Annotated in this window: 10 protein-coding genes; 5 read left to right on the top strand and 5 right to left on the bottom strand. The window is 65.7% G+C overall.

The window, feature by feature from the left end; genetic code table 11:
• Positions 1 to 3 precede the first annotated feature (3 nt).
• Positions 4 to 2,787: a methyl-accepting chemotaxis protein gene (locus EBS_RS14735; RefSeq protein WP_052199236.1), complete on the bottom strand. Its 2,784-nt coding sequence runs from the start codon at positions 2,785 to 2,787 to the stop codon at positions 4 to 6.
• Between the two features lie 450 nt (positions 2,788 to 3,237).
• Entirely contained in the window at positions 3,238 to 3,498 is a 261-nt protein-coding gene (gene rpsT, locus EBS_RS02935) for a 30S ribosomal protein S20 (RefSeq protein WP_043107235.1), read from the bottom strand.
• A gap of 159 nt (positions 3,499 to 3,657) precedes the next feature.
• Here rpsT and murJ point away from each other — a divergent pair, with 159 nt between their 5' ends.
• The 5 genes from murJ to cysC all read left to right on the top strand — a co-directional run bounded on the left by murJ (position 3,658) and on the right by cysC (position 10,335).
• On the top strand, positions 3,658 to 5,190 hold the full coding sequence (gene murJ, locus EBS_RS02940; RefSeq protein ID WP_231892836.1) for a murein biosynthesis integral membrane protein MurJ: 1,533 nt from the start codon (positions 3,658 to 3,660) through the stop codon (positions 5,188 to 5,190).
• Positions 5,191 to 5,199: 9 nt separating this feature from the next.
• Positions 5,200 to 5,667, top strand: coding sequence for a signal peptidase II (gene lspA, locus EBS_RS02945; protein WP_043107236.1), 468 nt, complete (start codon positions 5,200 to 5,202; stop codon positions 5,665 to 5,667).
• Between the two features lie 257 nt (positions 5,668 to 5,924).
• Positions 5,925 to 6,884 carry a bifunctional riboflavin kinase/FAD synthetase gene (gene ribF / locus EBS_RS02950; protein WP_043107237.1) on the top strand — a complete coding sequence of 320 codons (960 nt, stop codon included), beginning with the start codon at positions 5,925 to 5,927 and terminating at the stop codon, positions 6,882 to 6,884.
• A gap of 2 nt (positions 6,885 to 6,886) precedes the next feature.
• A complete protein-coding gene (ileS, locus tag EBS_RS02955; protein WP_043109127.1) occupies positions 6,887 to 9,694 on the top strand; it encodes an isoleucine--tRNA ligase in 2,808 nt (935 codons plus the stop codon).
• Between the two features lie 32 nt (positions 9,695 to 9,726).
• On the top strand, positions 9,727 to 10,335 hold the full coding sequence (gene cysC / locus EBS_RS02960; RefSeq protein ID WP_043107238.1) for an adenylyl-sulfate kinase: 609 nt from the start codon (positions 9,727 to 9,729) through the stop codon (positions 10,333 to 10,335).
• Here cysC and EBS_RS02965 read toward each other — a convergent pair.
• The 3 genes from EBS_RS02965 to EBS_RS02975 are packed head-to-tail and all read right to left on the bottom strand — an operon-like array spanning position 10,322 to position 11,918.
• Positions 10,322 to 11,059, bottom strand: coding sequence for a helical backbone metal receptor (locus EBS_RS02965; protein ID WP_052199237.1), 738 nt, complete (start codon positions 11,057 to 11,059; stop codon positions 10,322 to 10,324). The genes cysC and EBS_RS02965 overlap by 14 nt on opposite strands.
• Positions 11,056 to 11,595 (bottom strand): 1,6-anhydro-N-acetylmuramyl-L-alanine amidase AmpD, encoded by a 540-nt coding sequence (gene ampD, locus EBS_RS02970; protein ID WP_052199238.1) that lies wholly within the window; start codon positions 11,593 to 11,595, stop codon positions 11,056 to 11,058. Before ampD ends, EBS_RS02965 begins: the two co-directional genes overlap by 4 nt.
• Positions 11,592 to 11,918: a thioredoxin family protein gene (locus tag EBS_RS02975; protein ID WP_052199597.1), complete on the bottom strand. Its 327-nt coding sequence runs from the start codon at positions 11,916 to 11,918 to the stop codon at positions 11,592 to 11,594. The genes ampD and EBS_RS02975 overlap by 4 nt, the downstream gene beginning before the upstream one ends.
• Positions 11,919 to 12,029: the final 111 nt, after the last annotated feature.

Genomic DNA, 12,029 nt, shown 5'->3' on the forward strand with positions numbered 1-12,029 from the left:
TGATCAGAACTCTTCCCACTCTTCCTCGTTGTCCTCGGCGACTGCCACTGCCGGTCTGGCTGCCGGTTGCAGCGCGGGGGCGGGTCTGGAGGGCGGCATCGGTGTGGCCTTCGGTGCGGCCTTCGGTGCCGGGGCGGCCGGCTGTTCCTGCACCGGGGACTCCATGCCATTGAGGCTGAAGAAGCCGACCAGCCGCTCCAGTTCCCGTGCTTTCTCGTTGAGTTGAGCCGAGGCGGCCGAGGTCTGCTCGGCCAGTGCCGCGTTTTGCTGGGTCACCTCGTCCATCGAGGTGACGGCGCGGTTGACCTGCTCGATGCCGGCCGATTGCTCGGCAGAGGCCGCGGCGATCTCGGCGATGATATCGCCGACCTTCTTGACCGCGACGACGATCTCCTCGAGGGTGTTGCCGGATTCGTCCACCAACTCGCTGCCGACCTGTACCTTGGAGACCGAGTCCTGGATCAGCTCCTTGATCTCCTTGGCAGCCTCGGCGGAACGGGAGGCCAGGTTGCGCACCTCGGTGGCGACCACAGCGAAGCCTCGGCCTTGTTCGCCAGCGCGTGCAGCCTCCACCGAGGCATTGAGTGCCAGCAGGTTGGTCTGGAAGGCGATCTCGTCGATCACGCCGATGATCTCGGCGATCTTCGCGCTGGACTCGTTGATCTCGCGCATGGCGCCGACCGCGCGACTGACGACCTCGCCGCCGCGGGTGGCAAGCTGGCTGGCGTTGCCAGCGACCTGGTCGGCCTGGCGGGCGTTGTCGGCGTTGTTGCGTACCGTGGAGGTCAATTCTTCCATGCTGGAGGCGGTTTCCTCCAGGGCAGACGCCTGCTGCTCGGTGCGTGCCGAAAGGTTGGTGTTGCCGGCGGTGATTTCGGCCGAGGCGGTGGAGATGCTGTCGGCCGATTCGCGCAGCTGGCGCACGATGCCTTCGATATTGGCGATGGTCTTGTTGACGTCTTCCTTCACCTGGCCGAAAGTGCCGGCGTAGTCGCGGGTGATGGTCTCGGTCAGATCGCCTTCGGCCATGCGCCGCATCACCCGGGCGATGTCGCTGAAGCCGGTCTCGATCTCCTCGAGCAGCTCGTTCATGCCCACCGCCAGTTGTCGGAAGAAGCCCTCCTTGCCTTCCAGCGAGATGCGGCGGTCGAGTTCGCCGCGGCGCGCGGCGGCGACGATGCCGTCGATCTCGCGCTCCACCGCGACCTCCTCGGTACGGTTGGTCCATTCCACCGCGGTGCCCAGGCGCTGGCCGTTCTCGTCGAATACCGGGTTGGCAACGATTTTGAGGGTCAGCCCGGCGACTTCGATCTCGCGGCTGACCGTGCCTTTCGCATTGTCCAGCAATGCGCGCTGATGGCGGCGATCCTTGTGGAACAGGTCCATGTTGGTGCCGCGCAGGGTCGAGGCGTCGAAGTTGGGCAGCACCTCGCGCAGTGTCGGTTCAGCCTCCTTGAACAGGCGTTCAAGGGCCTCGTTCAGATAGATGATGTTGTAGTCGGCATCGGCCACCATCACCGCGCTGCCGACCTTGTCCAGGGCGGCACGGATGCGGGCGTTCTCCTCGGCCTCGCGGCGTTCCTGCTCCAGCCGCTCGGCTTCGAGGCGTGCCTGCTCGACCTCCTCGGTGCGGTCGGTCCATTGGGTGACCCGGCCCAGGTAGGTCTGCTGCTTGTCGTACACGGGGCTGGCGACAAAGCGGATGTGCCGATCGCCCAGGAGGGTGTCGATGCGGATGGTCTCCTGCAGTGGTCGGCTGAAGGCGGCGATGGCATTCTCGTCGTCGAAGTAATCGCGCAGGCGGCCGCCGATCAGCTTGTCCACCCGGAAACCGGGATGTGTACGGGAGATGGTCGGTGCCAGGGCCTCGAACAGGCGGCGCGCGGCGTTGTTCATGTAGATCAGGATGTTGTCCTCGTCGGAGACGGTGATGGCGACATCGGCGTTGTCCAGTGCCGAGCGCATGCGCCCGTTCTCGGTGAGTTGCTGCTTCATGCGCACCATCTGTTCGCGCAGCGCGTTGCGCATCTCCAGCAGGGCGCGGTACAGGCCACCGGCCTGTTCTTCCCCCGTGTAACGGGTATCGAGGTCACCGGCCGCGATCGAGGCGGCGATCCGCTCCAGCTCGCCTGGATCGTGCCCGATGGTGCGGAAGATGTTGCGGAACAGCCAGGCCATGAGTGCCACCACCAGCGCAAAGTTTATCGAACCGATGCTGGTGTAGAGCAACAGGTTGCCCGATAGCGACTTGTTCAGTTGTGACTGGATGGCGACCTGTTCCCTTGCCTTCTGCAGGAAGGGCTGAATCTCGCCCGAGAGCCTCTCGGCAGCGGCGTCGAACTCGCCCATCAGGGCGTTTCCGGCATCGGGGCCACCTTCCACATAGGCGGTGGCCATGCGTTTTCCCGCCGCGTAGTAGGACTCGAAGGCCGGCAGCATGCGCCCGTAGTCGTCACGGCCGGTCGGGTCGATCTGTTGCAGCTCGCTCAGCAGTTCGCGGAAGCGTCGTGCCTGGGCCTCGGCCTCGTCGAAACCGTCGTTGAGACCATCTTTCCCTCGGGTGGCGCTGATGTCGGTCAGCCATTGCTGCACCTGTACCACCGCCAGGTTGAGCTGGTGGGCCTTGTCCATGACCACCACATCGTGGTCGAGCAGGGTGTCCATCTGGCTGGTCAGTCGATGTTCAGAGGACAGGATCAGGGCGATGGTGGCACTGGCGGTGATCACCAGCATGAGCACGATGGCTACCAGTTGTTGTTTCAGGTTCAGGCGGGATAACCGGGTCATGCCATGGTTCCTCGAGTGCAGTGGAAGGGTGACATGCTTATCTGGCGACCCCGGCCGGCGTTTCTTTAGCTTTTTGAAGAGTCCGGGGGCTCTCCAGGGTCACGAACCAGCGAAGCGGCGTTCAGCATGGCCCGTGATCCGTTCTGCACATTGCAGGCAGGAAAGGGTGGATGCGAGAAGGAGGGAGTCCCTGGCCCGGGTAGCGCGCATCGCACGTGCCGATATGGCGTGGCATCGCCAATGCCCGGCACACGAGCGGGAACCGGACGAGGCGGGCGCCGTCCTGTTGGTGGGCTGCTGCCTGGAAGGCTACGATCGCAGGCAGTCGAGGCGAGATCGCCGCCATCTCGCGCCCTGCCGACAGCTCGATTGGCGTGAACCGGTGGCGGCAGGGGGCGGGCATGAAAAAACCGGCCGCAGCCGGTTTTCGTACGTCCTGGCAGGGCCAGTTCAGAGCGCCTTGATCTGGGCGTTGAGACGGCTCTTGTGGCGCGCGGCCTTGTTCTTGTGGATCAGGCCCTTGCAGGCCAGACGATCCAGGATCGGCACCGCCTGCTTGTAGGCCTCTTCCGCGGCGCTCTTGTCACCGGCAGCGATCGCCTTGATCACCTTCTTGAGCTCGGTGCGCATCATGCTGCGGCGGCTGGCGTTGTGCCGACGACGCTTCTCTGCCTGGCGGGCGCGCTTGCGTGCTTGAGGAGAATTGGCCACTTCAGTGCTCCTGAATTTGTTGGGCTTCGTAAAAAGACGGCGAATTATGTGGACCACCGCGCGACTTGTCAAGCACAGCTTCCCGCTGCTGTCGTCGCGGCGCGGCGCTTCCTATAATGCGCTACTTCCCAGACCCTGCTGGAGGCCGGGCCGCTGTCCTTGTTTCGTTCCCTGTCCACCGTTGGTGTGTTTACCCTGGCGTCGCGCATCCTGGGTTTCCTGCGCGACCTGGTGCTCGCGCACCTGTTCGGGGCCAATGCCCTGACCGACGCCTTTTTCGTCGCCTTCAAGATTCCCAATTTCCTGCGTCGCCTGTTCGCCGAAGGGGCCTTTGCCACGGCTTTCGTGCCGGTACTCACCGAGTATCGGGCGCGCGGTGACGCGCGCGAGCTGCGCGATTTCATCGACCACGTGGCCGGCAGCCTGGGATTGGTGCTGCTGGGGGTGTCTGCCGTCGGGGTGCTGGCCGCGCCCCTGGTGGTGGGGCTGTTTGCCTTTGGCTGGGTGATGGGCGAGCAGCACGAGAAGCTGGCCCTGGCCGCCGACATGCTGCGCCTCACCTTTCCCTACCTGTTCTTCATTTCCTTGACCGCCTTTGCCGGCGGCATCATGAACGCCTGGAACCGCTTCGCGGTGCCCGCCTTCACCCCGGTGCTGCTGAATCTCTCGCTGATCGGGTGCGCCCTGTGGCTCTCGCCGCTGATGGATCAGCCCGTGGTCGCCCTGGCCTGGGGGGGGCTGATCGCCGGTGTCACCCAGTTCGTGTTCCAGTTGCCCTTCCTCGCGCGGCTCGACCTGTTGCCGCGGCCGCGTCCGGGCTTCGATCATCCGGGGGTGCGGCGCATTCTCAGGCTGATGCTGCCGGCCTTGTTCGCCGTGTCGGTCACCCAGATCAACCTGTTGCTGGACACGGTGCTGGCCTCCACCCTGGTCACCGGCAGCATCTCCTGGCTGTATTACTCGGATCGCCTGATGGAGTTTCCCCTGGGCGTGCTCGGCGTGGCCCTGGGCACGGTGCTGCTGCCGCGCCTGTCACGCGAACGGGCCGAGCAGTCGCCGGCCGAGTTCGACCGCACGCTCGACTGGGGGCTGCGCATGGCGGTGCTGTTCGGGGTGCCCGCGGCGGTGGGACTGGCGGTGCTGGCCGGTCCCGTGATCAGCACCCTGTTCCAGTCGGAAGCCTTTTCTGGCGAGGACGTGTTGATGGCGCGGCGCAGCCTCATGGCCTACGCGGTGGGACTGCCGGCCTTCATCCTGATCAAGGTGCTGGCGCCGGCCTGGTATGCCCACCAGGACACGCGCAGCCCGGTGCGCATCGGCGTGATCGCCATGCTCGTGAACATGGTGTTCAACCTGATCCTGATATTTCCCCTGCAGCATGCCGGTCTGGCGCTGGCCACCAGCCTGTCGGCCTGGTTGAATGCCGCCCTGCTGGGGCGTGGCCTGCATCGCAAGGGCTGGTTCCGTCCCGCGGCGGGTTGGGGGCGGTTGCTGGGCCGGGTGAGCCTGGCCTGCCTGCTGATGGTCCTGGTGTTGCATTTCGGGGCTGGCGATCCGGCTGACTGGCTGGCCGCCACGCGCACGCAACGCGCGTTCGACCTGTTGCTGTGGGTGCCTGCGGGGGCGCTGGCCTATTTCGGCCTGCTGTTCGCCAGCGGCCTGCGTCCGGCGCACCTGCGCCGTAGTAACTAGGAGGGCGGGATGAGACGTTTCCTGTGGCTGGCGCTGGCGGTGGCGCTGATCGACCAGGGCAGTAAATACTGGATTCTCGGGCATTTTCGTGAATACGAGGTGCTCACCGTCTGGCCGGTGTTCAATCTGACCCTGGTCTACAATCGGGGGGCGGCTTTCAGTTTCCTGGCCGATGCGGGGGGCTGGCAGCACTACCTGTTCGTCGGGCTGGCGCTGATGATCTCCGTGCTGCTGGTGGTGTGGTTGTGGCGCCTGCCGCCGGAGCGGCGGCTCGAGGCCTGGGGATTGTCACTGGTGCTCGGTGGTGCGCTGGGCAACCTGGTCGATCGTCTGGTGCATGGCCGGGTGGTGGATTTTCTGCAGTGGCACTGGGAGGAACACTATTTTCCTTCGTTCAACCTGGCGGACAGTGCCATTACCCTGGGCGTGATCCTGTTGCTGATCGATGCCCTGCGCGGCCGGGCCGATGTCAGATGATTCCTACACGATTTGTCGCCATTTGCCGATGTGTGGAAAGCGGGCGCGGCCGATAACGCACTTGCCGCTGCAAGGATGAAGGCCGGCAAGGGATCGCCGGCGCAGGGAAGCCCTTGTCAGGGACGGATCGTGCAACCGGCGGTGCTGCCTGCCCCAGGGAAGGGAGCAGGCTTTTTTGTTGCCTGCCGTTTACCGATGCCGCCGGCAAGAGGCTTTCCGATATAATCCGACGCTTGTTTTCGAGAATCGGAACGGGTGTGCAACTCATTCGCGGGCAACACAATCTGCGCGATGTTCACCGGGGCTGCGTGGCGACCATCGGCAATTTCGATGGTGTGCACCGAGGTCACCAGGCGGTGTTCGAGGCCTTGCGTGCGCGCGCCGCTGAGTACGCGCTGCCTTCGCTGGTGATCACCTTCGAGCCGCATCCGCTGGAGTATTTCCGGCCCGAGGAGGCGCCGGCGCGCCTGATGCGCACTCGCGAGAAGCTTGAGCACATCCGCACTGCCGGCATCGATCGCGTGTTGCTGTTGCGCTTCGACCAGGACCTGGCGCTGTTGTCGGCCGAGGATTTCATCCAGGACTACCTGGTGGATGCGCTGGGCGTGCGGCACCTGTATGTTGGTGACGACTTCCGCTTCGGTCACCGGCGCGCCGGCGATTTCGCGTTGCTGGCAGCGGCGGGCGAGCACCATGGCTTTGCCGTGGAGAGCCTGGAGACGGTCAGCGACGGCGACGGCCGGATCAGCAGTACGCGTATCCGCGAGGCGCTGGCGGCCGGAGACCTGGCTACCGTGCGCTGTTGCCTGGGGCGGGACTACACGGTCAGTGGTCGGGTGGCGCACGGCCACAAGCGTGGGCGCACCATCGGTTTTCCGACGCTGAACGTGGGGCTGGCGAGGCAGCGCAGCCCAGTGCGCGGGGTGTTCGCGGTGCGCGTCGCGGGGCTCGGTGATGATCTGCTGCCCGGCGTGGCCAATGTCGGCAACCGGCCCACCTTGGAAGGCGATGACCGCTTCCTGCTTGAGGTGCACCTGTTCGATTTCGACCGCGAGGTCTATGGCGAGCGGGTCACCGTACATTTCATCGAACGTATCCGCGACGAGAAGAAATTCGACTCGTTCGACCAGCTGCGTGTGCAGATCGCTCAGGATGCGCAACGCGCACGCGAACTGCTGGCCGGCGACTCCTCCTCCTGCATCACCAACCGGGCATGACCGTGAGTGACTACAAAGACACCCTGAACCTCCCCAAGACCGCATTTCCCATGAAGGCCAACCTGGCCCAGCGCGAGCCCGAGCGGCTGGCCAAATGGGAGAGCGAGGGCCTGTATCAGCGCATTCGCCGTGCCTGCGAGGGGCGCCCGAAGTTCGTACTGCATGACGGACCGCCCTATGCCAACGGCGACATCCACATCGGGCACGCGGTGAACAAGCTGCTCAAGGACATGATCGTCAAGAGCCGCACGCTCGACGGTTACGATGCCCCCTATGTGCCGGGTTGGGACTGCCACGGCCTGCCGATCGAGCTGCAGGTCGAGAAGAAGGTCGGCAAGCCGGGGCGCAAGGTGAGCGCGGCCGAGTTCCGCCAGGCCTGCCGGGATTACGCCATGAAGCAGATCGAGCGCCAGCGCGTGGACTTCAAGCGCCTGGGAGTGCTGGGTGATTGGGAGAATCCTTACCTCACCATGAACTTTGTCCAGGAGGCCGACATCGTGCGCGCCCTGGGGCGTATCGCCGCGCGCGGTCACATCGTGCAGGGCGCCAAGCCGGTGCACTGGTGCATCGATTGCGGCTCGGCACTGGCCGAGGCCGAGGTCGAATACAAGGACAAGGAATCCTGGGCCATCGACGTGCGTTTCCCGGTGGTCGATGTCGAGGACCTGCTCTCGCGACTGCCCGAAGCCGCGCCCGGTCGTGGCCCGGTCTCGGTGGTGATCTGGACCACCACCCCCTGGACCCTGCCGGCCAACCAGGCGGTGGCGCTGAACGCCGACCTGGACTATGTGCTGCTGCAGGCCGGTGACGAGCGTCTGCTGATCGCCGAGGGCATGCGCGAGTCCGCACTGGCCCGCTGGGGGCGGGAGGAGGCCGAGGTGCTGGGCGTGGTGCGCGGCGCGGTGCTCGAGCACCTGAAGCTGCGTCACCCCTTCTATGATCGCGAGGTGCCGGTGGTCCTCGGCGAACACGTCACCCTGGATGCCGGTACCGGTGCGGTGCACACCGCGCCCGGGCATGGCGTGGAGGACTTCGTGGTCGGTCAGCGCTACGGCCTGCCGGTGGACAACCCGGTGGCCGGCAACGGCGTCTACGTGGAGGGGACCGAGCTGCTGGCCGGCGAGCACGTGTTCAAGGCCAATGAAAAGGTGATCGACATCCTGCGCGATCGCGGGATGCTGGTGCATGCCGGGAAGCTCATCCACAGCTATCCCTGCTGCTGGCGGCACAAGACGCCGATCATCTTCCGCGCCACCCCGCAGTGGTTCATCGGCATGGAGCAGGCCGGGTTGCGCAAGACCGCGCTGACACAGATCGAGCAGGTGGAATGGCTGCCCGACTGGGGCCGCGCGCGTATCCGTGGCATGGTCGAGAACCGGCCTGACTGGTGCATCTCGCGTCAGCGCACCTGGGGGGTGCCCATCGCCTTCTTCGTGCACCGCGAGACCGGCGAGCTGCATCCCGACACCGAGCGGCTCACCGAGGAGGTCGCCCGGCGCATCGAACGCGAGGGCATCCAGGCCTGGTTCGATCTGCAGGCGGGGGACCTGCTGGGCGAGGAGGCCGACCAGTACGAAAAGGTCACCGACACCCTGGACGTGTGGTTCGACTCCGGCGTGACCCATGCCTGCGTACTCGACCGGCGCACCGAGCTGGCACGTCCTGCCGACCTGTACCTGGAGGGCTCCGACCAGCATCGCGGCTGGTTCCAGTCGTCCCTGCTGACCTCGGTGGCGATGTTCGATGCCGCGCCTTATCGCGCCTGCCTGACCCATGGCTTCACGGTGGATGCCCAGGGGCGCAAGATGTCCAAGTCGCTGGGCAACGTCATCAGCCCGCAGGAGATTCTCAAGACCCTGGGCGCAGACATCATCCGCCTGTGGGTGGCGGCCACCGATTATCGCTCGGAGATGACCGTCTCCAAGGAGATCCTCAAGCGCACTGCCGATGCCTACCGGCGCATGCGCAATACCCTGCGCTTCCTGCTCGCCAATCTCAATGGTTTCGATCCCGCGGCAGACCAGGTGGAACCTGCGGATCTGCTGCCGCTGGACCAGTGGGCGGTCGACCGTGCCTGGCAGCTACAGGAAGAGATCCGCCAGGCCTATGCCGACTACAACTTCCACCTGGTCTACCAGAAGGTGCTCAACTTCTGCGTGGCCGAGATGGGCAGTTTCTATCTCGATATCATCAAGGACCGCCAGTACACCATGCCGGCCGACAGTCGGGGGCGGCGTTCCTGTCAGACCGCCATGTACCACATCGCCGAGGCCATGGTACGCTGGCTGGCGCCGATCATGAGCTTCACTGCCGACGAGGCCTGGGAATACCTGCCGGGCGAACGTGAAGCATCGGTGTTCATGGTCACCTGGCACGAGGGACTGCGCGAGATGACCGATGCCGAGGCGCAGCGTATCTTCTGGCAGCAGGTGATGGCGGTGCGTTCGGCAGTCTCCAAGCCGCTCGAGGCGATGCGCAAGGCCGGGGAGATCGGCTCTTCACTGGATGCCGAGGTGGATCTGTACTGCAATGACTCCTTGTACGGACAGCTCGAACGTCTGGGCGAGGAGTTGCGTTTCGTGCTCATCACCTCCGAGGCGAGGGTGCTGCCGTTGGATCAGCGTCCGCCGGAGGCGGTGGCGACCGACGTCGAGGGACTGTTCGTGCAGGCACGCGCCAGCGAACATGCCAAGTGCGTACGATGCTGGCACCATCGGCCTGATGTGGGCGCGGACCCGGATCACCCCGGCTTGTGCGGCCGCTGTGTAGCCAATGTCGCTGGTGACGGCGAGAAACGAGAGACCGCCTGACGCGATTCTGCGCGGGTCAAGGAGGAACGACAATGGGCCGGAAATCGTCCAACGTGGTCTGGCACAAGGCCGCTGTCAGCCGCGCCGATCGTGAGCGGCGCAACAATCACAAGTCGGTGGTGCTCTGGTTCACCGGCCTGTCGGCCTCGGGCAAGTCCACGCTGGCGCACGCGGTGGAAAAGGAACTGCACGAACTGGGCTGCAACACCTATGTGCTCGATGGCGACAACGTACGCCACGGGCTCTGTTCCGACCTGGGGTTCAGTCTGGAGGATCGTGCCGAAAACCTGCGCCGTATCGGCGAGGTGGCCAAGTTGATGACCGAGGCCGGCACCATCGTGCTCACCGCCTTCATCTCGCCGTTGCGTCGCGACCGTGAGCGGGTACGCAGCCTGTTCCCGCACCGGGACTTCATCGAGATCTTCTGTGATGCCAGCATCGAGGTCTGTGAATCACGCGACCCCAAGGGCCTGTACCGGCGCGCGCGTGCCGGCGAGATCCCCGATTTCACCGGCATTTCCTCTCCCTACGAACCACCTGTCAATCCCGAGCTGCGCTGCAATACCGGCGAGGACAGCGTGGAACACAACGTGGCGCGGGTGCTCGAGCTGTTGCGGGAGCGTGGCATCATTCCGCGTTGAGGCGCTGGCGGCACAGGGCGGGCAGGGCCTCGGCCAGGCGTGGCCCGGGACGTGCCAGCAGGGCGCTGCCGAGTCGGCCGGGGGCCGGAGGGATGTCGCGCAACACCAGGTGCGGAAGGTGCGCGCGCAGCAGCAGGGTCTCCGGGTCGGGCGTGAAGACCGCGCGCTCCACCTCGGCAAAGGTGTTGTGCAGTCCCAGGTGGCGCAAGACATCGTTCAGCCAGTGACGCCCTCCCAGGCTCAGGGGGGGGTGCGGCCAGATCTCGATATAGACCTTCCGGGGCGGCAGGGTGGCACAGGGCGTGTTCACTGCCGCCAGGAATCTCGTGGCCGCCGCCTCGGCCGTCTCGCGGGTGCCCAGCAGTCGTCCGAGGGCGCGGATGTCCCCGGCGATATCGTCCAGGCCTGCCGGTTCGCTGGCGTAGAGGCGGACGTCCAGGGAGCGTAGCCAGGCCAGGTCGGCCGGGTGGGTGCCCGAGGTCCAGATCACGATCAGATCGGGTCGCAATGCCAGCAGGCGTTCCCGATCGATGCCGCCATAGCTGTGCAATGGCGCCACCCGGCGAGGCAGCGGTCTGTCGGCCGGCACGGCTCCCACCAGCAGGTCGGCCCCGCCGGCGGCGATCACCAGCTCGGTCGTGTGCGGTGCCAGCGATACCACCCGCGGGCCGGCCATCGCCTGTGCCGCCAGCCAGCACGACAGCACCAGCCACACACCTCTCATGCCAGCAGGCTCCGGTAGCGTTCCCAGTCGAAGGCCGGTCCCGGGTCGGTCTTGCGACCGGGGGCGATGTCGGCATGCCCGGTGATGCGCTGCGGGACGATGGCCGGGTAGTGGGTGCGGATCTGTTGTGTGAGCGTTGCCAGCTGCTCGTACTGGGCGTCGGTGTAGGGCAGTTCGTCGGTCCCTTCCAGCTCGATGCCGATGGAGAAGTCGTTGCAGCGTTCGCGACCGGCAAAGCAGGACACGCCGGCCTGCCAGGCGCGCCGCTCCAGGGGCACGAACTGGCAGCTGCTGCCGTCGCGTCGGATCAGCAGGTGGGCCGAGACGCGCAGGGTGGCGATCTCCGCGAAATACGGATGGGCGTGCGGGTCGAGGCGGTTGAGGAACAGGTCCTCGATCCAGGGGCCGCCGAACTCCCCCGGCGGCAGGCTGATGTTGTGGATCACCAGCAGGTCCACGGTACTGCCGGGCGGACGCTCGTCGCAGTTGGGCGAGGGGAGGCGGCGCACCCCGGGCAGCCAGATGCCGTCGTTCATGGCGCCTCCTCGGGCGGCAGTTGCAGCGCCTCCTCGATTGCGCGCTCGATGGCCTCGACGCGCGCCTCGCAGTCCAGGGCGCGATGGTAGTTGCCATCCGAGAACAGGAACAGTGCCGGCAGGTGGAAGACCTCGAATTCGCGCACCAGGCCGCCTTCCTGTTCGGCATCGATCTCGTAGATTCGCCAGTCCGGGTGTCGGGCCTGGACCTCGCGCAGCACCAGTTTCAGGTGACGGCAGGCGGCACAGGCCGGGCTGGTGAAGAACACCAGGGTGGGGGCCGGATCCTCAGCGATCCGGTGGTGCAGGTCGAACTGGCTCATCTTCGGGAACATTCCGTGCATGATAGGAGTCGGACGACGCGTGTGTCACGGTCTCGACGCATGGGCGCCATCAGGAAGGGGAGCCCCCGGTGCATGTGAGGGAATTCACGT

The organism is endosymbiont of unidentified scaly snail isolate Monju (assembly GCF_000801295.1).
GTDB lineage: Bacteria > Pseudomonadota > Gammaproteobacteria > Chromatiales > Chromatiaceae > MONJU.

Coding starts and splice junctions, on each gene's coding strand:
- cysC (WP_043107238.1), top strand. CDS start 9,727: ATGGGCCGGAAATCGTCCAACGTGGTCTGGCACAAGGCCGCTGTCAGC.
- EBS_RS14735 (WP_052199236.1), bottom strand. CDS start 2,787: ATGACCCGGTTATCCCGCCTGAACCTGAAACAACAACTGGTAGCCATC.
- ampD (WP_052199238.1), bottom strand. CDS start 11,595: ATGAACGACGGCATCTGGCTGCCCGGGGTGCGCCGCCTCCCCTCGCCC.
- lspA (WP_043107236.1), top strand. CDS start 5,200: ATGAGACGTTTCCTGTGGCTGGCGCTGGCGGTGGCGCTGATCGACCAG.
- EBS_RS02965 (WP_052199237.1), bottom strand. CDS start 11,059: ATGAGAGGTGTGTGGCTGGTGCTGTCGTGCTGGCTGGCGGCACAGGCG.
- EBS_RS02975 (WP_052199597.1), bottom strand. CDS start 11,918: ATGAGCCAGTTCGACCTGCACCACCGGATCGCTGAGGATCCGGCCCCC.